Genomic DNA, 21,875 nt, shown 5'->3' with positions numbered 1-21,875 from the left:
GTCAGCGGCTGCGGGCCCGCTCACTCGGCAGCGGCTCCAGCTCGACCCTCGACCCAGGCCCGTAGGCCGGGTCAGCACTCGCTCCCACACGGTGCTCCTGATCCTCGACCGCGCGCCCATCGGATGGCCGGTCTCCGGTTCCCGCCGCCCGCGCACGATGGCCCGAGGCCCCCTGTTCGCGAGCCGCCATCCGGATGCGCCGCCCTTCTTCGACGCGATCCTGCAGCCGCTCCGCGGCCTTCTCGGAGTTGGACGTGTCGCGCGGGGGCAGTTGCAGGGTCTCTTCTGCCTTGATGCCCGCCTGCAGCTGCCGGGACCGCTCGACCTCGGCGTCCACCTCGGCGCCGAACAGCAGGGCGAGGTTGGTCAGCCACAGCCACAGAAGGAACACGATGACACCAGCGAGCGACCCGTAGGTCCGCTGGTAGTTGCCGAAGCTCGAGACATAGAAGCCGAACCCGAGGGTGGCGATGATCCAGACGGTGATCGCCACGAAGGCCCCGAGGCTGATCCACCGAAACCTGGGCTGCTGAATGTTGGGGGTGGCGTAGTAGAGGATCGCGACCGCCAGGACGACGAGAACGAGGATTACCGGCCACTTGGCGATGTTCCAGATCTGGACGGACTCGTCCGCCAGACCGACGAGACTCCCGATCGTCGCCGCCACCTCACCGCTGAGGACGAGGCCGAGCATGATGATGGCCGCGATCAGGACGAGAATGATCGTCACGGCCAGCATCTGCGGGCGTAGCTTCCAGAACGGTCGGCCCTCGTCGATCTGGTAGATCCGGTTCATCGCCCGCCCGAAGGCGTTGACGTAGTTCGACGCCGCATACAGGGCCAGCGCAAGACCGAAGGCCAGCGTCCATCCCGCAGCCTGCGACTCCGCCATGTTGCGGATCGGGTCGGCGAGGAGTTCGGCAGCCTGATCCTGACCGGCCTGGCGGAGCAGGTCGATGACCGCCTCCGCCGTCGCCTCGCTCTCACCGACCACCCCGAGGAGCGAGATGAGCGCGAGCATCGCGGGGAAGATCGAGAGCACCGAGTAATAGGTCAGGGCGGCGGCGAGGTCGGTCACCTGGTCGCGGACAAACTCCTGGACCGCCCCCTTGATGGCGAGCGTGATCGGCGGCTTGTCGAGATCGGTCGGGTTCTCCGGCTTTCGCCGTTCGTCGGGTTCGGGCGCGGTCTGCGCCTTGACGGTGCTCTCGCCTTCGCGGGCCACGGGATCCTCCATCGGTATGCGGTGGTTGGCCGCCCTCGTCTTGAGCGTCGTTCTCTCGACACTACCCAAGGCGACAACGAGAGGGTCGGTCGGAGTGGGACACTGGTGTGATGCCCAGTAGTGGACGAGGTATGCCCCGCCGACCTGTGCATTTCGGTCCGGAGGCGATGGAGGAGTACGGCGGCCTGACGCCCGACCCGGCGGATCTGGTCGAGGCGGCACACCAGAGTGCCGCCCTGGTCGTCGCGGCCGGGCGGGACGCTGCGAGCACCGAGCGTTTCATCGCTCTCGTCGACGAGGTGGGCTTGTCGACGCTGGCCGAGTTGTGGTCCGAGCGGCCGGCGCGGAGCCTCCCCGGGGTGCTCTGGCGGCTCTACGTCATCCGTGAGTGGATCCGCAGGGACCCCGAGCGGGCCAGCCGTGAGTACACAGCGGGCATGCGCTTCGCCGAAGCTCACCACGCCGTGGCCGGTAGTGCCGAGCCGCCCGGGCCGGTCGAGGTCGGCCTGGTTGCCGACGAGATCCTTCGCGGGGTCTACTCGGGCAACGTCGCGACGGCTTTCGACCGCGCCTCGGCGTTCTGTCACGTGGTGGCCTCCGGGCGCGCCGAGCTTGCCGACGGCGCCGACATCGACGACCCGGCGGACGGCACGCGACAGACGACGCAGGCCGCGGCCATGCAGTCCACGGCGCTCGATCTGCAGGCATGTGCCCGGCTGTGGCGAGCCGGAGAGCTGCGTTGAGCATGCCGGCCATCTTTGGCGACGCACCGTTCAGCGCGTTAGCATCGACGGGCTGCGCCGGACTGCGGTAGCCCCGGGTCCCAAACTAAGCCGCTACGAGCGGCCTCGCGCCGTGAGGCGCTCCCAGTCCGGCGTGGCCACGCTCATTCCCACGGGAAACGCCCGTTTCCGGTGAGCGGTTCAGGGGACAGCCGGCGTCTGCGGCGCCGGCGCGAGCTCGATCGCGCTCGGCGGGCCCGGACAGACGTCCCCGTGCTCGGTCGCCTCTCTGCGGGCCGTCGAGTAGGCGCGGCGGGCGGGGGACTGCCAACCGCATACCCGGCAGGACCCGATTGCGAAGACGCCCCGTTCGACGATCTCCCAGGGCGGTTGGGCGCTCTGCTGCACGAATCCAGGATGCGCACCGCACACTCCCTACGCAACCCAGGGTCGACTGCGTGGCGACAGCCCTGGCCCGAACGGCCTCGGCCGATCAGACGATCAGCCGATCAGCCGAACCGACCCGAGACGTAGTCCTCCGTCGCCTTGTTCGAGGGGTTGCTGAAGATCTTCTCGGTGTCGTCGAACTCGATGAGCTTGCCCGGCTTGCCCGTGCCGGCGATGTTGAAGAACCCGGTCCGGTCCGAGACGCGCGCGGCCTGCTGCATGTTGTGCGTGACGATCACGATCGTGTAGTCGTCCTTGAGGTCCGTCATGAGGTCCTCGATGGCGAGCGTGGAGATCGGGTCCAGCGCGGAGCAGGGCTCGTCCATGAGGACGACCTCCGGCTTGACGGCGATCGTGCGCGCGATGCACAGCCGCTGCTGCTGACCACCGGAGAGGCTCGAGCCGGGCTTGTCGAGCCGGTCCTTGACCTCCTCCCAGAGGTTGGCACCGCGCAACGAGCTCTCGACGAGCTCCTCGGAGTCCGACTTGTTGAGGCGGCGGTTGTTGAGTTTGACGCCGGCGAGGACGTTCTCCTTGATCGACATGGTCGGGAACGGGTTGGGCCGCTGGAAGACCATCCCGATGCGACGGCGCACGCTGACCGGGTCGACGTAGCGTCCGTAGAGGTTCTCGCCGTCCATGGTGACGTCACCGGTGACGTAGGCCCCGGGGATCACCTCGTGCATCCGGTTCAGCGATCGGAGGAAGGTCGACTTGCCGCAGCCTGAGGGACCGATGAGGGCGGTCACCGACTTCGGCTCGATCGTCATCGTGACGTCCTCGACGGCGAGGAAGTCACCGTAGTAGATGTTGAGGTCCTTGACCTCGATGAGCTTGGACACGAGTGCGGTTCCTTGTCGTCCTGGGCGGTTCGGCTGGGCTGGTGCGTTCGAGTGGGTATGCGCTGGCCGGCCGGGATCAGCGGCCGGTCTTGGGTGCGAAGAACTTGGAGATCAGACGCGCGACGATGTTGAGCGTCATGACAATGAGGATGAGAGTCAGCACGGATGCCCACATCCGCTCGATGAAGGCCTCCCGGGGGATGCCGGGCGTCGCGTAGCTGTAGTAGGCGAAGACCGGAAGGGTCTGCATGCGACCTTCGAACGGGTTGATGTTCAGACCGGTGGTCGTGCCGACGGTCACGAGAAGGGGGGCGGTCTCGCCGATGACCCGCGCAATGGCAAGGGTGACACCGGTCGCGATGCCGGCTGCCGCGGTCGGGAGCACGACCTTGCTGATCGTCAGCCACTTCGGCACACCGAGGGCGTAGGACGCCTCGCGGAGCTCGTTCGGCACGAGCCGGAGCATCTCCTCGGTGGACCGGACGACGACGGGGATCATGAGCACCATCAGCGCGACGGAGCCGATGATGCCCATCCTGATGCCCGGTCCGAGGAACAGGGTGAACAGAGCCACGGCGAACAGTCCGGCGACGATGGACGGAATACCGGTCATGACATCGACGAAGAAGGTCAGGGCCCGGGCGAGCCGACCCCTGCCGCCGTACTCGACGAGGTAGATGGCGGCGAAGATGCCGATCGGCACCGACAGCAGGGTCGTGATGCCGGTGATGATCAGCGTGCCCATGATGGCGTGGTAGGCGCCGCCGCCCTCTCCGAGCACCCCCCGCATCGACCAGGTGAAGAACTCGACGTCGAACCTGGCCAGACCCCGGCTGACGACAGTCCACACGACCGAGACCAACGGCGCGAGGGCGATGAGGAAGAAGGTCGTGACGAGGCCGGTGACGACCCGGTCGGTGGCGTGTCGGCGACCCTCGACGGCGCGGGCGACGCCGTACACACCGAGGAGGTAGACCAGGGCGGTCGTGACGAAGAGCGCGAAGGGACCGAGGACGCTGAAGGCGGTCAGCAGCAGCGCCGCGGCGACGGCCGACCCGACGACGATGCCGACGTGCTGGACTCGGGTGATGCGGCCGGACTTGATGCCGCTCGAGTCGTCGTCGAACAGAGGCCTGGGGGGCAGCGGCTTGCGAGCCGGCCGGGTCTGGGTGGTGGTCATCAGTTGGCTCCCGAGAACTCGGCGCGACGCGAGACGATCCAGCGGGCGGTCATGTTGACGATGAGGGTCACGCAGAACAGCACGAGGCCGCTCGCGACGAGGGTCGCCAGGGGTGGCCCGGTCGGCGCCTCGGGGAACTGCAGGGCGATGTCCGCTGCGATCGTGCCCGGGTTGGCGGGGCTCGTGATGATCGGGGTGTAGCGGGCCGAGATCGACAGGATGATGGCCACCGCCATCGTCTCGCCGAGAGCTCGGCCCAGGCCGAGCATCGCGCCGGAGATCACGCCGGAGCGTCCGAAGGGGATGACGGCCTGTTGGATCATCTCCCACCGGGTCGCCCCCAGGGCGAGGGAGGCCTCCTCGTGCAGCCGGGGCGTCTGGAGGAACACCTCACGGTTAACGGCCGTCATGATGGGCAGGATCATGATGGCGAGCACCGTGCCGGTGACGAGCATCGACTTGGGAGACGCGGGTCCGCCGATGAAGGGCAGGAAGGCGAGGTTGTCGACCGACCAGGCCTGGATGCCGAGCATCATCGGACCGATGACCGAGACGCCCCAGAGGCCGAAGACGACCGACGGGACCGCGGCCAGCAGGTCGACGATGTAGCCGAGCGCCTGGGCCAGCCGGCGAGGAGCGTAGTGCGAGATGAACAGCGCGATCCCGATGGACAGCGGGAACGCGATGAGCAGAGCGATGACGGCCGCGACGAGCGTTCCGTACACCAGGGGGCCGATGTAGTACAGCAGACCCTGACCGCCGCGCACCTCCGAGGGGTCGGCTGTGATGGCGGGCCAGGCTTGCCACAGGAGGAAGCCGGCGACTCCGACGAGCGTCGTGAGGATGAGGATTCCGGAGGCCGTCGACAGGCCGGCGAAGATCCTGTCGCCGGGGCGGCGGACCGGCTTCGAGGAGGTCTGCGCTGGGGTCTGCGCCGTGGTGCTCATGAGGTCTCCGTCGTGGGGAGGGGGATCACGTCAGGAACGGGTGACTCGAAGTGGCGGCGGCATGGTCCGGGGGCGACATGAACCGTGATCAACGGTCTCACGCCGCCCCCGACCTTGTCGCGTGATCTCACGCGGATACCGACGTCACGGGTGGGTCTTCGTCACTCGGTGACGATGGCGTCGATCGCCGCCTGGGCGTTCCCGCGGAAGGTGTCCGAGATCGGAGCCGATCCGGCGTTCTCCTGAGCGACCGCCTGGCCCTCCTCGGAGATCACGTAGTCGAGGAACGCCTTGGTCAGCGCGGCATCGGCGGGGTCGTCGTAGGCGGTGCAGGCCATGGTGTAGGCCGCGAGGACGATCGGGTAGGTACCCGACTCCTGGGTCTGTCGGTCGATCTCGATCGCGTAGTCGAACTGGCTGCGGCCCTCGACGCGCGGCGAGGCGTCGATGATCGCAGCGGCGGCCTCGGCCGACGGGCCGACGAACTCTCCACCGACGCCGACGTTGACCGCGGGGAGCTCCCCGATCTGGGACTCGTCCGCGTAGCCGATCGCACCGTCGGTCTGGTTGACGGCGGCCACGACACCCGAGGTCCCCTGGCCCCCGGTGCCGCCGGCGACCGGCCAGTCGTCGACCTCGCCGTAGGTCCACACGTCGGGAGCCGCGGCGGCGAGGTAGTCGGTGAAGTTCGCCGTGGTGCCGGAACCGTCGGACCGGTTGACGGGGGTGATCGGCGTGCTCGGGAGAGTGGCGTCGGGGTTGTCCGCGGCGATGGCCGGGTCGTCCCAGGTGGTGATCTCCTGGGTGAAGATCCGGGCGAGCGTCTCCGGCGAGAGCTGGAGGTCGTCGATGCCCTCGACGTTGTAGGCCACGGCGATGGGGGAGATGTAGGCGGGAAGCTGGATCAGCTCACCGTCGCCACAACGCTCGACCGCCGCGGTGACCTCCTCGTCGTCGAGGTAGGCGTCGGACCCGGCGAACTGGACCGCGCCGGACAGGAACTGCTCGCGACCTCCGGAGGAGCCGACCGGATCGTAGGTGACGGTGGCGTCGGGGTTGGCGCTCTCGAAGGCTGCACGCCAGGCCTCCATGGCCGCGGCCTGGGCGCTGGACCCGGCGCCGGCGATCGACCCGGAGAGCGACTCACCCTCAGGGGCGGCGTCGGTGGCGGTGGAGTCGCCACCGCCGTCGGTGGCGCCGCCCTCGTTCGCCGCGCCGCAGGCGGCGAGGGTGAGGGTGAGGAGCAGGGCGGCCGGTGCGGCCGCGATGCGGAAGGTGGAGCGGTTCACGAGAAGTGGCCTCTCTTGACTCAGGGATTCACGGGCACACCGAAGGCGGCTCCGAGGCGCGACCTCCATCGGGCGTGCGACATCGACGCTAGGGAGGAGCGATGACCAGTGAACGCGACGAGGGTGAACGGCAGGTGAACGGTGGTCAGACTTTGCCTACCACTTGCCCCTCTTCTGCTGGCGTGACGCCGCTCAGGCGGGAGGCAGGAAGCGCTCGACGGCGACCACCTGGGGACCGAGCACGGGCGAGCGGCTGATGTGGGCCACCAGCACCTCGCCCTTGGCCAGGCCGAGGTCGATGGCGTCGTCGATGATCACCTGGGCGGCCCGCCCCGACTCGCTCGCCGAGCACTGGGCGGACAGCACGTGCAGCATGGTCGGCAGCACCGGGCCGTGACCGCAGAGCACGCGCGAGCGGCGCTTGGCGAGCTGGAGCCGGGTCACCTCGGCGGCCGCCGCCGGGTCGACGACGTGGTCCTCCTCGCTGAGCGACGGGTGCAGCCTGACGCCGCGCCCGAGTGACTCCGCGAAGGGCACGACCGTGTCGACGCAGCGCACCGACGGCGAGCTGCCGACCCGCTCGACGCCGTATGCGCGGAACAGGGCCACGAGGTCCCTCGCCCGTTCGCGGCCGAGATCATCGAGGGGTCGTTGCTGGTCGTCGGGGCCGTCGTAGGCGGAGCGGGAGACCGCCTTGGCGTGGCGCACGAGGACGAACGGCGTCGTCTCGAGCTCGCCCTCCTGGTCGGCGCGGACGAGAGCCCGCAACTGGTCGCGGTCGCGTGAGTAGTCGAGCCGGTCATGCGCCTCACGGACGTTGAGCCAGGCGATCTCGTCGATCTCGTTGCGCAGCTTGCCCGCCGGCCCGGCAGGAGTGGCGGCCCAGTACCGGACCTCTTTTGTCGTGGGCACACCCTTGCTGTCGAGCACCGTGTACGACGCCGGTGGAAGGGGTCGGCCGAGCCGGACCGGGACGGCGGTCTCCTCCTGCGTCTCGCGCTCGGCGGCGACCGGCCATTCCTCGCCCGGGTCGAGCTTGCCCTTGGCCCACGACCAGTCGTGGTAGCGGGGTCGGTGCACGAGCAGGACCTCGAGACCACCGCCCTTGGTGCGACGCCAGGGCAAGGTCCCCGCTGCGGGGATCGTCGACGGCATACCCGACGGACCTACCGGCGCCGAGCCTTGCGCCGGCGCTTCTCGTGCATCGCGATCAGCGCGGCCTGGAGGTCCTCGAGCGGTTCGCCGTCGTCTGTCGTCGCCACCCGGGTCCACCGTCCGTCCGGCCCGAGACGCCAGTGGGCGTAGTCGTCGCTGGCGCCCAGCGCCATGAGGTTGTCGACGTCGGCGAGGTGGCGCTGGTCGGTGAGGCGCACGAGGGCCTCGACCCGACGGTCGAGGTTGCGGTGCATCATGTCGGCACTGCCGATGTAGACGACCGGCTCCCCGCCACCGCCGAACGCGAAGATGCGGGAGTGCTCGAGGAAGCGGCCGAGGACCGAGCGGACCTCGATGGTCTCGGACAGGCCGGGGACGCCCGGCCGCAGGGCGCAGATTCCGCGCACCCACAGCTGGACCGGGACGCCGGCCTGGGAGGCGCGGTACAGCGCGTCGATGACGCCCTCGTCGACGATCGAGTTGACCTTGAAGGCGATCGACCCGTCACCGGACTCTTCGTGCCGGGCGATCTCCTGGTCGATCAGGTCGACCAGACCCGAGCGCAGGGACCGCGGGGCGACCATGAGTCGCTTGAAACGGCTCCGTGGCGCCCAGCCGGACAGCTGGTTGAACAACCGCGTCAGGTCCTCGCCGACCTCGGGGTCCACGGTGAGCAGACCGAGGTCCTCGTAGAGACGGGCCGTCTTCGGGTTGTAGTTGCCGGTCCCGATGTGGCAGTAGCGCACGAGGCCGTCGGCCTCCTGACGGACGACGAGAGCCAGCTTGCAGTGCGTCTTCAGTCCGACGATGCCATAGACGACGTGCACCCCGGACTGCTCGAGCTTGCGGGCCCAGGAGATGTTGTTCTCCTCGTCGAAGCGCGCCTTGATCTCGACGACCGCGAGCACCTGCTTGCCGGCGGCGGCGGCGTCGATGAGCGCGTCGATGATGGGGCTGTCGCCGCTCGTGCGGTACAGCGTCTGCTTGATGGCCAGGACGTTGGGGTCGGCGGCCGCCTGCTCGATGAACGCCTGGACCGAGGTGGAGAACGAGTCGTAGGGGTGCTGGAGGAGCACGTCCTGCTTGCGGACGGCGGCGAGAATGTCGCGCGCCTTGGCGCTCTCGGTCGGGGCGAGGTCGGGGTGGGTGCGGGCCAGGAACCGGTCGAACTGCAGCTCGGAGCGGGCCAGGTCGGCGACGACGTCGAGGCCGCGCAGGTCGAGCGGACGCGGCAGGTGGTAGACCTCCGAGCCCGCGACGCCGAGCTCGCGCACGAGCATCGACAGGACGTGGTCATCCATGTCGCGCTCGACCTCGAGGCGGACGGGCGGTCCGAACCGACGCCTCGTCAGCTCGCGCTCCAACGCCGTGAGCAGGTTCTCGGCGTCGTCCTCCTCGACCTCGAGGTCCTCGTTGCGGGTCACCCGGAACGTGAAGTGCTCGGCGATGTCCATGCCGGGGAAGAGCTGGTCGAGGTGCGCCGCGATGACGGCCTCGATCGGCAGGAGCCTGGCGGCATACGGGGTGTCGTCCCCGACCTGGAGCAGTCGGGGCAGGAGCGGAGGCACCTTGACGCGGGCGAAGTGCTCCTTGCCTGTCTTGGGGTTGGTGAGCAGGACGGCCAGATTGAGCGAGAGGCCGGAGATGTAGGGGAACGGGTGCGCCGGGTCCACCGCGAGCGGGGTGAGAACCGGGAAGATCTGGGTCGTGAACAGGTCGGTCATCTCGGCCTGCTCGTCCTCGTCGAGGTCGTCCCACTCGACGATGGAGATGCCTTCGACCTCGAGCGCCGGCCGGACCTGCTGGTGGAACACCGCTGCATGCAGGTCCATGAGCTCGTGGCTCACCTCGGCGATCTGCTCGAGCACCTCGCGCGGCTCGAGGCCGCTGGCCGAGCGGACCGCGATGCCCGTCGCGATGCGGCGTTTGAGGCCGGCCACCCGCACCATGAAGAACTCGTCGAGGTTCGACGCGAAGATCGCGAGGTAGCGGGCCCGTTCGAGGAGGGGGACGGACTCGTCCGCGGCGAGCTGGAGCACGCGCTCGTTGAACTGCAGCCAGGAGATCTCCCGGTCGAGGTAGCGGTCCGCCGGCAGCTCGCCGGCCAGGTCGCCGAAGTCCTGCTTGACGAACCTGCCGTTGGAGGCGCGCGGCTGGAGGCGGGGGTTGTCCGTCGGCGACGAGCTCGCGATCGAGATCTCCGGGACGATGACCGGCTCGTCGCCGGCGAGGTCGTCGCCGGATGCCAGGTCGGTCGTCGCGGCGGTGCTCATGGCACCATCCTGCCCTGCATCGCAGATCGAGTCATCCGATGATCACCCTGCCCGACCCTCGGGAGCGACCACCGCATACACCCGGTCGGTCGCCTGCACCCCCAGCCCAGCCCGCTCGTACGTGGCGCGTGCCGCGGCGTTCTCGCCGTCGACGTAGAGGACGACGTCGGTGCAGCCGCGGGAGACCAGGTGCGCCAGGCCGAGATCGGTCAGTGGTCCGGCCAGTCCACGACCCTGGTATGCGGGATGCACCCCCACGACGTAGACCTCGCCGACACGTGGGGCGGCCGCGCCGGACCCGTCCTGGCCGGGCTCGATCTTGGTCCAGTGGAACGCGACCGGGCCCCTGTCGCGGTCGGACTCGTCCCTGACGTAGAGCAGGCCCTCGGGCTCGAACCAGGGCTCCTCGGTGCGCGCCCGCAAGTCGGCCACGGTGAGGCGGCCCTGCTCGGGATGGTCAGCGAACGCCGCCGCGTTGAGGGCGCGCAGCTCCTCAAGGGGGTCCGGCACCTGGGTGCGGCGGACGGCGAAGGTGGTCACCGCATACCCATTCGGGAGCGGGCGCGGAGAGGAGTCGTCGGGGGTGAGCGGGCGACCCATGCGCAGCAGTGACCGGACCGGGGTGAGCTCCAGCGCCTCGGCCAGAGCCCGCGCGGCCGGGAGGTCGCCGTGGGCCCAGACCCGCTGTGCACCCGCGGCGTGGGCCGCCGCCCAGAGGGCGCCACCCGCGCCGCTCCGTCGGGCCGAGGGGTCGACGACGAGCTCGGCGCTGTCGTCCGGCCAGACCTGGGCGTACCCGATGACCGCGGCGTCGGAGTCCGCTCGGGCCAGCACGTGAGTGGTGCCGGCGGGCGAATCCGGACCGAGTGCGAGGCGGGATGCCTCGGACAGCGCACCCACGCCGTCGGCCGACTCGGCGCGTCGGGCGAGCTCGCGGACGGTCTCGGCCTCCGCCGCGGCCAAGGTCGTGCGGGTCTCGATGCGCGCGCTCACGAGCGACGCCCCACCCGGTCCGGCACGTCGAGATCGGCGTTCTCCTCGGGGGCCTCCTCCGGTACGAAGCGGTAGCCGACGTTGCGGACCGTGCCGATGAGCACCTCGTGGTCCGCGCCGAGCTTGGCCCGCAGGCGGCGCACGTGGACGTCCACCGTGCGGGTACCGCCGAAGTAGTCGTACCCCCAGACCTCCTGGAGCAGCTGGCTGCGGGTGAAGACCCGGCCGGGGTGCTGGGCGAGGTACTTCAGGAGCTCGAACTCCTTGTAGGTGAGGTCGAGAGGACGTCCCCTGAGCCGGGCGGAGTACGCGGCCTCGTCGATGCTCAGGGGGCCCAGGTTGATCTGCGGGTCCTCCGGCTCGTCGCCGGACGTGCGGCCGAGCGCGAGGCGGAACCGGGCCTCGACCTCCGCCGGGCCGGCCGTGGCGAGGACGACGTCGTCGACCCCCCACTCGGACGTCAGGCCGGCGAGCCCGCCCTCGGTGAGGATGGCCAGGAGCGGTGCCGACAACCCCGTCGTGCGGAGGACGCGGCAGAGGGACTTGGCGGCGACGAGCTCGGTGCGGGCGTCGACGAGGACCAGGTCGTAGACGAAGCGCGTCGAGTCGATGAGCGCGCTGGCCTCGGCGGGGGCGACGCTGACGTGGTGGGTGAGCAGGCCCAGCGCAGGGAGCACCTCCGCACTCGGGCCGAGCGCGGAGGTCAGCAGCACGACCTGCGCCATACCAGGCAGGATAGGTGAGAGCAACGACCCCGAACCCCGGAAGGACGACGCATGAGACCGAACGACGAGGGCCTCCTCGTGCGGTACTGGGCCGGTGCGAAGGCCGCGGCGGGTGTGGCGGAGGAGTATGTGCCGGTCGCCGCCGATGCGACCGTCGCCGACGTCGTCGCGCGGGTCGAGCGGAGCCGGCCGGGTCTGGGGCCGGTCCTCGAGGTGGCCTCGCTCCTTCTCGACGGTCGTGCCGCCAGCCGTGACGAGCCCGTCGGGGAGGCGGAGGCACTCGAGGTGCTGCCGCCCTTTGCCGGTGGGTGAGCTGTTTGGGACACTGGCTCGATGAGCGCTGAGCGATCGGGCCCCCCAGGCCCGCCGGAGCCGCCCCCGGCCCCGGACACGGTCCAGGTCATGGACACCGGCGCTCAGCCGTTCTTGACGCGGGCTGCGCGGCGTGCGGCCCTCGAGTCCCGGCCCGATGTGGAGCTGCCTCCGATCGCGCACGTGACGCGCGTCATCGGGATCCCCGCGACGGTCATCGGTGCGCTCCTCATCGCGGTCTCGGCGTTCGCCGGGGAGACCGTGCTGGCGATGGCCGTCCTCCTCGGCTCGCTCGTGATCGCGTGGGGCTGGCCCCGTGCCGCCGGGCTGCCGTCGCCGAAGGGCTCGAGCAGCGTGTTGGCCCTGACCTCACTGTTGCTCGTCGGCTCGTTCTTCGCCGCCGAGACCTCGCCCTACCTGCGGTGGAGCAGCGCGGCGCTGGCCCTCGGGCTGATCGCGATGTTCGTCCAGCAGCTGCTGCGTCGCGACGGCCGGCCGCGCTTGGCCGAGTCCGTTATGGGCACCGCCCTCGGACTGGTGGTGATCGCCTCGGGAATGGCCTATCTTCCCTTGATCCATGTGCAGAACGGTCCGGAGATCATCGCCTGCGCCATGGTGGCGATCGCGGCGGGAACGAGCGCGGATCTACTCGTGCGCAACGCTCTGATTCGCCCGTGGCTGCTGCCACTGTCGATGGTCGTCGGCGGCCTCGCGAGCACGCTGTTGTCGGTCATCATCGGCGCGCCGGACATCCCACCCGCCGCCCTCGTGGGCGTCTGCTGCGCCGCCCTCGGGCACGCGTTCCGCCGGCTGCTCGCGCCGGAGGCGGGCAGCTTCTCCAGCCAGGGGCAGATCGCCACCGGCCTGGCGTCGGTGGCCCTCCCGGGTGCGCTGCTCTGGGCTCTCTACGAGCTTGTCGTTCGGTGAGCGCGAGACGGCTGCTCGTCAAGGTCACGTGCGACCTCGACGCCGCCGAGCGGCTCAACCAGGCCCTCACCGTGCCGGCCACCGCGGCCGCCAGCGGCGTGCGCGTGGGGGTGTGGCTGTCGGGGGAGGCCACCTCGCTCGCCGTCCCCGGCTTCGCCGAGACCCTTCCGGCGTTGCCGCACGCCGTCCCGGTCGCCGAGCTCCGTGACACCCTCGTCGAGCTCGCCCAGGTCACCGTGTGCGCGCAGTGCGCCCGCCGCCGCGACCTCACGGAGCAGGCCCTCATCCCCGGCATCCGGATCGCCGGCGCCGCCGCTTTCGTGGAGGAGAGTCTCGCCGACGGGGTCCAAGCGCTCGTCTACTGATCTCTCGCTCGGTCTCTCGACCATCCCGCTGTGTGGTGCGTTGCACTGTGTTCGGTGTGATGCAGCGCACCGAACACAGTGCAGTGCACCAAACGCGGCCGGAGTGCCCGGGTGCGTGGCGCATACCATCGTCTGCATGCCGTTCCACCTCGACACCGACATGCCCCGTGAGCTCGCGCCCCTCGCCTGGATGATCGGGCGATGGCAAGGTGTCGGGGTCGTCGGCTACCCGACGATCGAGTCGGCGAACTTCGGGCAGGAGCTCAGCGTGACTCACGACGGGCGGCCCTTCCTGCACTGGCACAGCCGCACGTGGCTCCTCGACGAGGAGGGCAACCAGGTCCGGCCGCTCGCGACCGAGGTCGGGTTCTGGCGTCCGTTGCCCGGCGACGAGGTCGAGCTCCTCCTCGCTCACCCGACCGGGATCATCGAGATGTACTACGGGACGACCAGCCCTGCCAAGGTCGAGGTGAAGACCGACAGCGTCGTGCGCAGTCCGCACGCCAAGGAGTACAACGCCGGGCACCGGCTCTATGGTTACGTCGAGGGCAAGCTCATGTACGCGATGGACATGGCGGCAGTCGGTCAGCCCCTGCAGAGCCACCTGTCCGCCGAGCTCAAGCGCGTGGAGTAGTCACCGGCTCGGCGCGGGTATGCCAGGGGCGCGACATATGGCGCGTTGGGCATGCTGGTGCGGGGGCGTGGTGCTGCGGGTATGCCAGGGGCGCGACATATGGCGCGTTGGGCATGCTGGTGCGGGAGCGTGGTGCTGCGGGTATGCCAGGGGCGCGACATATGGCGCGTTGGGCATGCTGGTGCTGGGGCGTGGTGCTGCGGGTATGCCAGGGGCGTGACATATCGCGCGTTGGGCATGCTGGTGCGGGGCCCAGCGACTAGGGCGTCACCCTCGCATCGGAGTACGTCTCCATCGTGTCGGTCCGGATCGCCGAGCCGAGCTGCTCCATGGCGGGCTCGTCCACGATCTCGATCGAGCCGCCGTCGGGGGCGGTGCCGAACCCGGAGAACGGCGCCGTGATGAACACGACGTCGTCACCGCGCAGGCCGGTCATCGAGAACGCGAGCTTGCGCATCTCGTTCAGGTCCAGGTCCTCGTCGACGACGAGGTTCTGCGTCGCCGCGTCGACGAACTGCGCGAGCCGGATCGGGTTGGTGATGACCTCACGGCTGAGGGCCTTGAGCATGAGCGCCTTGATGAACGCCTGCTGGCGGAAGCCGCGGGAGATGTCGCCCTGGCTCAGCGTGTAGCGCTCCCGCACGAACACCAGCGCCCGCTCGCCGTCGAGGTCGTTCCAGCCCTGCTGGATCTCGCCGCGCTCACTGGCCTCCTCGGCATAGACGCGCACGCCGCCGACGGCGTCCGTCATTCCCTGGAAGCCCTCGAAGTCCGTCTTGGCGACATGGTGGATCTCGACGCCGAGCAGGTTCTGCATCGTCTCGACGAGCAGCGAGGTGCCGCCGTACGCGTAGGCGGCGTTGATCTTGTCGTTGTCGCGTCCGGGGATGGGGACGTAGAGGTCGCGGGGGAAGTGCGTCAGATAGACCTTGTCCCGCTCCTCGGTGATGTGGGCGAGGACGATGACGTCGGAGCGCCCGACGTCGCCGGGGCGGGTGTCGGCGCCGACGAAGAGGATGTTCATGCCGGTCTCATCGAGGATCTCGACCGGGCTGCCGTCAGCACGGGTCGGGCCCATCGAGGGCAGCATGTCGGCCTCGCTGGAGACGTTCGTCGTGACGATGGTCGCGAGGTAGATCGCGAAGCCACCGACGATCGCCACCCCCGCGAGAAGGAGGACGAGGAAGCCGGTGAGGACCTTTCGGCCGGCCCGGCTGGGGGTCTGTTCCTTCTCCTCGGTGAATTCGTCGAGCACGCCAGCAGTGTACGGGGGCAGTCTGGGCGGCTCGTTACAGTTGAGGGATGTCAGGCTCGACCGGCGAGCGCCCCGAGCTCGCCTCCACCCTCCGCGCCGCCGGCATGCGTGTGACCGGCACGCGCGAGAGGGTGTATGCGGTGGTCACCGAGATGCCGCACTCGACCCCCGACGCGATCATCGAGCGGGTCAACGAGAGTGGTCCGCCGGTGCCGCCGTCCTCGGTCTACCGGGCGCTCGAGGCGCTCGAGGAGGTCGGCGTCGTCGCCCACACCCATCTCGACCACCGGGCCCCGACCTACCACCGCGCCGACCACGCCCGGCACCTGCACCTCGTCTGCCGCAGTTGCGGTGCCGTGGCCGAGAGCCCGGCCGAGCTCGCCGGGGGTCTCGTGGCCGCCCTCGAGCGCGAGCACGGCTTCGCCGCAGACGTCACCCACATGGCCATCCAAGGAGAGTGCTCCACGTGCCGATCCTGACCTCCCCCTTGCTCGACCTGCCCGGAGCGGTCGACGTCTCCGTCGCCGCAGCCCTCGCGAGCGCCGACGAGTCCGGTCCGGGTCCAGGTGGCGTCGCGGCCCACTACGGCGACCCGATGGCCGAGCAGCGCCTGCTCCGCGAGGGTCGGGCGATCGTCGACCTCTCCGACCGGGGCGTGCTCACGGTCACCGGCCCCGACCGGCTGTCCTGGCTGCACTCGCTCACTTCGCAGCACCTCACCGGGCTCGCGCCCGGAGCGAGCGCCGAGACCCTCGTGCTGTCCCCCAAGGGGCACATCGAGCACGCACTCCATCTCGTCGACGACGGCGAGCGGGTCTGGATCACGGTCGAGCCCGGCACAGCGCCCACACTCGCCGCCTGGCTGGACTCGATGCGGTTCATGCTGCGGGTCGAGGTCGCGGACGTCACCGACGAGTATGCGGTGCTCGCCACGATGGGCGACCTCCCCGACGTGCCCGACCTGCCCGATCTGGGCGTCGAGCCGGTGGCCCGCTGGCGCGACCCCTGGCCCGGCACGGAGGCGGGGGAGCTCGTGGGGGACACCGCCGCATACGGTCCCGTCGCCGACCACCCGGGCGCGGACTGGTCGCTCGTCGAGAACGTCGTCCCGCGGGCGCTGCTGGCGGAGCTGGCCGGACGCGACGACCTGCGGTGGGCCGGCACCTGGGCGCTCGAGGCCCTGCGCATCGCCGCCTGGCGACCACGGCTCGGCGCCGAGACCGACCACCGCACGATCGCCCACGAGGTCGACTGGCTCCGCACCGGTGTGCACCTGCACAAGGGCTGTTACCGCGGCCAGGAGACGATCGCCCGCGTGCACAACCTCGGCCGTCCGCCCCGCAGGCTGGTCTTCCTCCACCTCGACGGCTCGGGTCACACCCTGCCGGCCCCCGGTGACCCGGTCCGGCTCGGCGAGCGCGCCGTGGGGCACGTGACGTCGGTGGCCCGCCACTACGAGGACGGGCCCATCGCACTCGCCGTCATCAAGCGCAACACCGACCCGGACGCCGTGCTGCTCGTCGGCGAGGGCGACTCGCTCGTGAGCGCCGCACAGACGGTCGTGGTCACCCCCTGACCTGCCCACTCACGGCAGTCCTCCGTATCAGCTTCCGTGTCATCGACGCCTTTCGGGGGTACCGTCGATAGACCGCCGCCCGACGCGGTTCCACTCTGCCGAGGACGGGCACGCCGAGAGGAAGCCGAGGACGACATGGACGACCAGAGCACATCCCACCCCGACACCCCCGCGAGCACCCATGACGACCGGGCGAAGGCCCCGAAGTCGGCTCTCCAGGGTCTCTACGGACATCCCGTCCACCCGATCCTCGTGACGATCCCGATCGGCGCGTGGACCTCGAGTCTCGTCTTCGACGGCATCGCGCAGGTCGTCGATGACCCCGCGCCGTTCGCGACCGGCTCGGCCTGGCTGATCGGAATCGGCGCGGTCGGCGCGGTCCTGGCGGCCGTGACCGGCGGCCTGGACTGGAAGATGATCCCCCGCGGCACCGCGGCCTGGAAGACCGGTCTGGTCCACATGCTGCTCAACATCGGCGTGCTCACGCTCTACCTCGTCAACCTCGCCGTCCGCCGGGGGCAGGGGCTCGACGATGTCAGTGTGGCCGCACTGGTGATGTCGGTCGTCGGTATGGCCACCCTCGGCGCCTCGGGGTGGCTCGGCGGCAAGCTCGCCTACCGCTACGGGGTGCGGGTCGCCGACGAGACGACCCAGGCCGAAGGCTTCCGACCCGCCTGAGCCGGGTGTCGGACGGGTCCGGCGGTTCCGCCGGTGGGTCGCTGGCACGATGGCCCTATGACCGCCACGCTGATCACCGTCGCGCCCACCGGCGCCGAGCTGAGCAAGGCCGACGTCCCGCAGTTGCCGACCACCGTCGAAGAGCTCGTCGAGACGGCGCGCCGCTGCGAGGGCGCCGGGGCCGCGATGATCCACCTGCACATCCGCGACGCCGGCCACCGACCGACGCTCGACGGCGCCCTGCTCCGTGAGTCCGTCGACGCGATCCGCGAGGCGACCGACCTCGTCGTCCAGCTCTCGACCGGCGGGTCGGTGCACGACCCGCTCGAGCAACGGCTGACGGTGCTCGACGCCGCGCCGGACTCGTGCAGCCTCACCTGCGGCACGACGAACTTCGGTGACGACGTCTTCCTCAACCCCTGGGGCTTCATGTCCGACCTGTACGTCCAGGCCCAGGAGCGCGAGGTTGTGCCCGAGTTCGAGCTGTTCGAGCTCGGCCACGTGCAGGCTCTCGCCCGCCTGATCGACCGGCACGGCCTCCCCTTCGGCGGCAAGGTGCACGTCGACTTCGTCACGGGCGTTCCCGGCGCCATGCCCGGGACCGCCGCCGCGCTGCTCGCCGGCGTTGCGATGCTCCCGCCCGAGGTGACCAGCTGGTCGGCGACCGGCATCGGACGGTCGCACCTCCCGGTCATGGCCGCCGCGCTCTCGGCCGGCGGTCACCTGCGGGTCGGCATGGAGGACAACATCATGTATGCGCGGGGTCGCCAGGTGCAGCACAACGACGAGCTCGTGGCCCGGGCCGCGGAGCTCGCCACCCTGATGCAGCGTCCGCCGATGAGCACCGCCGACGCCCGTGAGCTCCTCGGCGTCAAGGACCGCCGCACCCCCTGACCCGACATGCCGGTCGGGCGCCCGATCCCAGCCCGCGCACCCGAAGTCCGACCTGACCCCTGAAGTTGCAGGAGCAAGGTCGCAGTTCGGGTGCATCGGCGCGGGACCGGATGCCGGGTCGGACTGTGAGCCCGGAATGTGGACGGTGCGTGCATGGGCGACCCGCGCATACGCATAATCTGTAGTTATGGCGACCCAAATCATCGGTTTCCCCGCAGTGGTCAACGAGCGCGCCGCGCGCGTCATCGCCGGCGTCGTGGCCGCATTCGGCATCCTGGCACTTGTGACCGGCTGGCACGTCATCACGGCCCTGCTCGCCGTCGGCTTCCTGCTCCGCGTCGTCGGCGGCCCGCGGATGAGCCCGCTCGGCCGCCTCGTCGCCGACCACATCGCGCCTCGCCTCGGGCCGCCGATCCCCACGGCGGGTCCGCCCAAGCGCTTCGCCCAGGGTGTCGGTCTCGTCGTGACGACGACCGCCGCCGTCGCCTCTCTCGGCTTCGGTCTCGTCGTCCTCCCGACCGTGCTCGTCGCCGTCCTCGTGTTCTTCGCCGTCCTCGAGTCCTCGATCGGCTTCTGCGCCGGCTGCTGGGCTTTCGCGCGACTCATGGAATGGGGCCTGATCCCCGAGGAGACCTGCGAGGCCTGCTCCAACCTCGCGCTCGCCCGCCGCTGACGCGAGAGGGCGGTCCCGAACCGCGACGGACGGCGCACCGTCGGCTATCCGGTTCGATAGCCACCGCTGCGCCGTCCCTCGCGTGCGCGGTTCCTGGATGGGCGGCCCAAGCGCGCCGCAGGCAGCCCTGACCAGCCCGGATCCTGCGTCAGCGCGCCCCCGATTCATTCCCCGCCCCTGTGTGACCATCCACACGCTTGCCCCAGTTTGCATTTTGCTAACTGGAGCAAGCATACTTGAGGCATGACCTCACGGAACCCGATCGAGAACCTCGGTCAGAGCCTCGGGGAGTACCTGCGCGAGCAGCGCACCTCCGCCCGGCTCTCGCTGCGGCAGCTCGCGGATCTCGCCGGGGTCAGCAACCCATATCTCTCGCAGATCGAGCGCGGAGTCAAGAAGCCCAGCGCCGAGATCCTGCAGCAGCTCGCCAAGGGCCTGCAGATCTCGTCGGAGTCCTTGTACGTCAAGGCGGGATTCCTCGACGAGCGAACGGTCAGCGAGCACCGCCCGTGGGACGTCGAGACCGCGGTCACCGCAGACCCCGCCCTCACCGAGCGTCAGAAGTCGACCCTCATCGACATCTACCGCTCCTTCGTGGGCGAGGCGGCCCGCCCGGTCGAGTCGTCCTCGGACCCGGCAACCCCTGCAGCACCACCTGCCGACGCCCCTGCCAAAGCCCCTGCCAAGGCCCCGAAGCGTCCCACCACGAAGGCCGCCGCCACCGGCGCGACCACGCGGAAGAAGACGCCGCAGAAGAGCTCGACCCGATCGGGCTCGACCCGCAAGACCAGCAAGACCAGCACGAAGAAGGCGGCGGCTCGCACGAGCACGACCAACCCGGCCACCAAGGCCGGAGCGAGCCGCACCACCCCCAAGACCACTACCACCAAGGAGTGAACATGTCGATCATCGACGACGTCCGCAAGACCAACCAGACCACCTTCTACGCCGCCGTCGGCGTCCTCGACCTCGCCGTCGAGGAGGTCCGTGACGCTCAGGTTCGCGCCGCCAAGGTGCGCGCCGACTACGCTCCGGCCGAGCTGCCCTCGCGCGTCGCCGCCCTCCCGGGCAAGACCATCGACGCTGTCGTGAGCTTCGCGAACGCCGCGGGCGACACCTACGAGGACCTCGCCGTGCGCGGCGAGAAGCTCGTCGACCGCATCCGCAACCAGAAGGCGACCCAGGACCTCGTGGCCCAGGCCGAGAGCACCGTTGCGCTCGGTAAGGGTGCCGTGACCTCGGCCCGCAACGCCTACGACGAGGTGGAGCGTTCCGCCAAGGCGACGATCACCACCACCCGCAAGGAGGCCGCCCGCCTCGCCGACGTGATCGCGGAGTCCGTCACCGACGAGGCCAAGGTCATCGCCGGTTCCGTGAACGACGAGGCCAAGGTCGTCGCGACCGAGGTCGAGAAGTCCGCGAAGCGCACCCGGACCGCCGCCAAGCGGACCAGCACCACCACCAAGAACGCCGCGAAGAAGACGACCGCCCGCACCAAGGCGGCGTCGACCAGCGCGAGCAAGACCGCCAAGGCTGCCCCGAAGGCCGCCGAGAAGGCCGCCGAGAAGGTCGGCGACTGACTGCTCGCACCTCGCGTGCGCGACTGCGAGTGACCTCACTCGCACACCAAGCCAGCTGGCCCCGTCGGGAGACCCCCGCCGGGGCCAGCTGTCGTTCGTCGGGCTGTCGTTCGTCGGGTTGCCATCCGTGGCGGGCACTAGGCTGACCGGCCATGACCGCCCCGCCCCACGCACCCGACGAGACCGCCGGCACGCCAGGGACCGTCCTCACCGACGCACCGATCCTCGCCCACTACGTCCGGGACGGGTTCGTCGAGTCGGTGCACCGCGCGAGCCTGGTCGCGATCGACGGCTCCGGAGAGGTGCTGATCCGGCACGGCGGCATCGACTCGCCGACCTTTCCGCGCTCCTCGCTCAAGCCGCTCCAGGCCGTCGCCATGGTCCGCGCCGGACTCGCGCTGTCGCCCGACCTGCTCGCCCTCGTCTGTGCGAGCCATAGCGGCGAGCCGTTCCATCTCGAAGGGGTCCGCCGCATCCTCGCCGGAGCGGGCCTGACTGTGGACGCCCTGCAGAACACCCCCGGCATGCCGATCGACGACCGCGAGCACGATCGCTGGATCCGCGAGGGCCGTCCGGCCTCGTCACTGGGCCAGAACTGCTCCGGCAAGCACGCCGGCATGCTCGCGACGTGTGTGACCGCGGGCTGGGACCCGGCGACCTATCTCGAGCGCGACCACCCGCTCCAGCGAGCCGTTGCGGAGACCGTCGCCGACCTCGCCGGTGAGACCCCGGCGGCGGTCGCGACCGACGGGTGCGGCGCGCCCGTGCTCGCGATCTCGCTCACCGGTCTGGCGCGGGCCTTCTCCCGGATCGCGTCCGCCCCGGCCGACACCCCCGAAGGGACCGTGGCGTCGGCGATCCGCTCCGAGCCGCGCTTCCTCGGTGGAACCGGCCGCGATGTCACGACCCTCATCGAGGGCACGTCCGGCCTGATCGCCAAGGACGGCGCCGAAGGCGTCTTCGCCGTGGGTCTGGATGATGGTCGCGGCGTGGCCCTCAAGCTCGCCGAGGGCGGAGGTGGCGTCGGCGGAGGCCCACAGCGGGCCCGTCCGGTCATCATGGCCGCAGCCCTGCGGCGGCTCGCGGTGGCGAGCACCGCATACGAGATCGTCGAGGACGTCCCTGTCCTCGGTCACGGGAAGCCGGTCGGCGCGGTCGTCGCCGTCGGCGTCTAGGGGGTATG

The 21,875-nt window shown here is 70.2% G+C and carries 24 protein-coding genes; 13 read left to right on the top strand and 11 right to left on the bottom strand.

Going from position 1 to position 21,875, the window contains the following annotated elements; genetic code table 11:
• Position 1 precedes the first annotated feature (1 nt).
• The gene (locus GA707_RS03830) at positions 2-1,237 is read right to left on the bottom strand and encodes a YihY/virulence factor BrkB family protein (RefSeq protein WP_152177743.1); all 1,236 of its coding nucleotides are present in this window, start codon (positions 1,235-1,237) and stop codon (positions 2-4) included.
• A gap of 119 nt (positions 1,238-1,356) precedes the next feature.
• On the opposite strand from GA707_RS03830, the gene GA707_RS03825 reads away from it, so the two are divergent.
• A complete protein-coding gene (locus GA707_RS03825; protein ID WP_226963511.1) occupies positions 1,357-1,968 on the top strand; it encodes a hypothetical protein in 612 nt (203 codons plus the stop codon).
• 180 nt (positions 1,969-2,148) lie between these two features.
• On the opposite strand, the gene GA707_RS03820 is transcribed toward GA707_RS03825, so the two are convergent.
• The 9 genes from GA707_RS03820 to GA707_RS03780 form a co-directional block, all read right to left on the bottom strand.
• Positions 2,149-2,355: a hypothetical protein gene (locus GA707_RS03820; protein ID WP_152177124.1), complete on the bottom strand. Its 207-nt coding sequence runs from the start codon at positions 2,353-2,355 to the stop codon at positions 2,149-2,151.
• 101 nt (positions 2,356-2,456) lie between these two features.
• Positions 2,457-3,236 carry a phosphate ABC transporter ATP-binding protein PstB gene (pstB, locus tag GA707_RS03815; protein ID WP_152177123.1) on the bottom strand — a complete coding sequence of 260 codons (780 nt, stop codon included), beginning with the start codon at positions 3,234-3,236 and terminating at the stop codon, positions 2,457-2,459.
• Positions 3,237-3,312: 76 nt separating this feature from the next.
• Positions 3,313-4,416: a phosphate ABC transporter permease PstA gene (gene pstA, locus GA707_RS03810; RefSeq protein WP_152177122.1), complete on the bottom strand. Its 1,104-nt coding sequence runs from the start codon at positions 4,414-4,416 to the stop codon at positions 3,313-3,315.
• A complete protein-coding gene (pstC, locus tag GA707_RS03805; protein WP_152177121.1) occupies positions 4,416-5,363 on the bottom strand; it encodes a phosphate ABC transporter permease subunit PstC in 948 nt (315 codons plus the stop codon). Before pstC ends, pstA begins: the two co-directional genes overlap by 1 nt.
• Before the next feature lie 161 nt (positions 5,364-5,524).
• Positions 5,525-6,652 carry a phosphate ABC transporter substrate-binding protein PstS gene (pstS, locus tag GA707_RS03800; protein WP_226963510.1) on the bottom strand — a complete coding sequence of 376 codons (1,128 nt, stop codon included), beginning with the start codon at positions 6,650-6,652 and terminating at the stop codon, positions 5,525-5,527.
• 192 nt (positions 6,653-6,844) lie between these two features.
• The gene (locus GA707_RS03795) at positions 6,845-7,807 is read right to left on the bottom strand and encodes an NUDIX hydrolase (protein WP_152177119.1); all 963 of its coding nucleotides are present in this window, start codon (positions 7,805-7,807) and stop codon (positions 6,845-6,847) included.
• 11 nt (positions 7,808-7,818) lie between these two features.
• On the bottom strand, positions 7,819-10,080 hold the full coding sequence (locus tag GA707_RS03790) for an RNA degradosome polyphosphate kinase (RefSeq protein ID WP_152177118.1): 2,262 nt from the start codon (positions 10,078-10,080) through the stop codon (positions 7,819-7,821).
• Between the two features lie 42 nt (positions 10,081-10,122).
• Entirely contained in the window at positions 10,123-11,073 is a 951-nt protein-coding gene (gene mshD, locus GA707_RS03785; RefSeq protein WP_152177117.1) for a mycothiol synthase, read from the bottom strand.
• Positions 11,070-11,798: a response regulator transcription factor gene (locus GA707_RS03780; RefSeq protein WP_152177116.1), complete on the bottom strand. Its 729-nt coding sequence runs from the start codon at positions 11,796-11,798 to the stop codon at positions 11,070-11,072. The genes mshD and GA707_RS03780 overlap by 4 nt, the downstream gene beginning before the upstream one ends.
• A 51-nt stretch (positions 11,799-11,849) precedes the next feature.
• Between GA707_RS03780 and GA707_RS03775 the strand changes: the two genes are divergently transcribed.
• The 4 genes from GA707_RS03775 to GA707_RS03760 all read left to right on the top strand — a co-directional run bounded on the left by GA707_RS03775 (position 11,850) and on the right by GA707_RS03760 (position 14,036).
• The gene (locus GA707_RS03775) at positions 11,850-12,110 is read left to right on the top strand and encodes a MoaD/ThiS family protein (protein WP_152177115.1); all 261 of its coding nucleotides are present in this window, start codon (positions 11,850-11,852) and stop codon (positions 12,108-12,110) included.
• A 21-nt stretch (positions 12,111-12,131) separates the two neighbouring features.
• A complete protein-coding gene (locus GA707_RS03770; RefSeq protein WP_152177114.1) occupies positions 12,132-13,037 on the top strand; it encodes a hypothetical protein in 906 nt (301 codons plus the stop codon).
• Positions 13,034-13,402, top strand: a complete 369-nt coding sequence (locus GA707_RS03765) for a DsrE family protein (RefSeq protein WP_226963509.1) — start codon at positions 13,034-13,036, stop codon at positions 13,400-13,402. Before GA707_RS03770 ends, GA707_RS03765 begins: the two co-directional genes overlap by 4 nt.
• A 136-nt stretch (positions 13,403-13,538) precedes the next feature.
• Positions 13,539-14,036, top strand: coding sequence for an FABP family protein (locus GA707_RS03760; RefSeq protein WP_152177113.1), 498 nt, complete (start codon positions 13,539-13,541; stop codon positions 14,034-14,036).
• Between the two features lie 259 nt (positions 14,037-14,295).
• On the opposite strand, the gene GA707_RS03755 is transcribed toward GA707_RS03760, so the two are convergent.
• Entirely contained in the window at positions 14,296-15,291 is a 996-nt protein-coding gene (locus GA707_RS03755) for an LCP family protein (protein ID WP_152177112.1), read from the bottom strand.
• Positions 15,292-15,338: 47 nt separating this feature from the next.
• On the opposite strand from GA707_RS03755, the gene GA707_RS03750 reads away from it, so the two are divergent.
• The 8 genes from GA707_RS03750 (at position 15,339) to GA707_RS03715 (ending at position 21,867) form a co-directional block, all read left to right on the top strand.
• Positions 15,339-15,770, top strand: coding sequence for a Fur family transcriptional regulator (locus tag GA707_RS03750; protein WP_152177111.1), 432 nt, complete (start codon positions 15,339-15,341; stop codon positions 15,768-15,770).
• Positions 15,764-16,867, top strand: a complete 1,104-nt coding sequence (locus GA707_RS03745) for a folate-binding protein YgfZ (RefSeq protein ID WP_370460013.1) — start codon at positions 15,764-15,766, stop codon at positions 16,865-16,867. Before GA707_RS03750 ends, GA707_RS03745 begins: the two co-directional genes overlap by 7 nt.
• Before the next feature lie 135 nt (positions 16,868-17,002).
• Positions 17,003-17,545, top strand: a complete 543-nt coding sequence (locus GA707_RS03740; RefSeq protein ID WP_152177109.1) for a DUF2231 domain-containing protein — start codon at positions 17,003-17,005, stop codon at positions 17,543-17,545.
• Positions 17,546-17,602: 57 nt separating this feature from the next.
• Positions 17,603-18,439, top strand: a complete 837-nt coding sequence (locus GA707_RS03735) for a 3-keto-5-aminohexanoate cleavage protein (RefSeq protein WP_152177108.1) — start codon at positions 17,603-17,605, stop codon at positions 18,437-18,439.
• 187 nt (positions 18,440-18,626) lie between these two features.
• On the top strand, positions 18,627-19,112 hold the full coding sequence (locus GA707_RS03730; protein ID WP_152177107.1) for a DUF4395 domain-containing protein: 486 nt from the start codon (positions 18,627-18,629) through the stop codon (positions 19,110-19,112).
• Between the two features lie 243 nt (positions 19,113-19,355).
• A complete protein-coding gene (locus GA707_RS03725; RefSeq protein ID WP_152177106.1) occupies positions 19,356-20,009 on the top strand; it encodes a helix-turn-helix domain-containing protein in 654 nt (217 codons plus the stop codon).
• 2 nt (positions 20,010-20,011) lie between these two features.
• Positions 20,012-20,692: a hypothetical protein gene (locus tag GA707_RS03720; protein WP_152177105.1), complete on the top strand. Its 681-nt coding sequence runs from the start codon at positions 20,012-20,014 to the stop codon at positions 20,690-20,692.
• Between the two features lie 152 nt (positions 20,693-20,844).
• The gene (locus GA707_RS03715) at positions 20,845-21,867 is read left to right on the top strand and encodes an asparaginase (protein WP_152177104.1); all 1,023 of its coding nucleotides are present in this window, start codon (positions 20,845-20,847) and stop codon (positions 21,865-21,867) included.
• Positions 21,868-21,875: the final 8 nt, after the last annotated feature.

The sequence above is a fragment of the Nostocoides sp. F2B08 genome (genome assembly GCF_009184895.1).
Classification (GTDB): domain Bacteria; phylum Actinomycetota; class Actinomycetes; order Actinomycetales; family Dermatophilaceae; genus F2B08.
Note: the sequence above shows the minus strand (reverse complement) of the source record. Positions and strands in the feature narration are given on the sequence as shown.